Origin of the sequence: Thiemannella venezuelensis (genome assembly GCF_014203605.1) — a bacterium.
In the GTDB taxonomy this organism is placed as follows: Bacteria; Actinomycetota; Actinomycetes; order Streptosporangiales; family Streptosporangiaceae; genus Planomonospora_A; species Planomonospora_A venezuelensis.
Genome location: NZ_JACHJJ010000085.1, coordinates 1 through 1084, shown reverse-complemented (window position 1 = coordinate 1084; position 1084 = coordinate 1). Strand labels below are relative to the sequence as shown.

The 1084-nt window shown below is 69.2% G+C and carries 1 pseudogene; it reads left to right on the top strand.

The window, feature by feature from the left end:
* Nucleotides 1-78 precede the first annotated feature (78 nt).
* Nucleotides 79-1079 (top strand): annotated as a pseudogene (locus FHS22_RS37220) (IS5 family transposase).
* Nucleotides 1080-1084 lie beyond the last annotated feature (5 nt).

Here is a 1084-nt window from a genome sequence, read left to right as displayed (position 1 = left end):
CCTAGGGCGCGTATCGGGTTGTGGTCAATCGTGGGGATTCGCCCCTGCGGCGAGGCCCGATCCGGTAGACCGTCGGAGGTGACGCGCGCGCAACTGACGGACGAGGAATGGGAGTTCATCGAGCCCTATCTGCCGATCGGCGGGTACGGCCCCTACCCCGAGCGGCTGCGCCAGCGGTTCGAGGGCGTGATCTGGCGGTTTCGGACAGGCGGGCAGTGGCGGGAGATGCCCGCAGAGTTCGGCGCCTGGCCGACCGTCTCCAACCGCTTTCGGCAGTGGAGGGACGCCGGCGTCTTCCAAGCCCTGCTGGAAGGCCTGATCGCGCAGGCCGCCGCCGGTGGCGAGGTGGATCTGTCCCTGGTCAGCGTGGACTCCACCACCGCCCGGGCCCATCACGACGCCGCCGGGATGCACCTGGGCCCCGACCTCATCGCCGCCCTGGAGAAGGCCGCCGAAGAAGACACGGCCCGGCAAAAGGGGGCGAGTTGGAAGGACAGCAAGAGCACAGCATCGCAAACCACCCCGAAACAGAAGACCGGCGACGCATCCGGCGGCGGCGCACGCTCCGACTGAAAGCCGCGCTGCTCGGACGGTCCCGGGGCGGGCAGACCAGCAAGATCCACCTGGCCGCCGACCGCAGGTGCCGCCCGCCGGCGTTCATCTTGACCGCGGGGCAGGCCGCCGACAGCCCGCAGTTCATCCCCGTGCTGAAGAGGATACGGGTGCGGGGTCCGGTCGGCCGTCCCGGCACCCGGCCCGGCGCGGTCGCCGCAGACAAGGCCTACTCCTCCCGCGGTAACCGCACCTACCTGCGCAACCGCCACATCAAGGCAGTCATCCCGGAAAAGAAGGACCAGGCCGCCAACCGCAAGAACAAGGGCAGCCGAGGCGGTCGGCCCGTCGGCCACGACGCCGGCCTGTACACCGAGCGCAACACCGTCGAGCGACTGATCAACAAGCTGAAGGCCTGGCGGGGCATCGCCACCCGCTACGACAAGACCCCTGCCAGCTACCTCGCCGGCCTCCATCTTCGCGCTGCGATGATCTGGATCAAAGAGCTCACCCGGACCACCCCTTGATCACA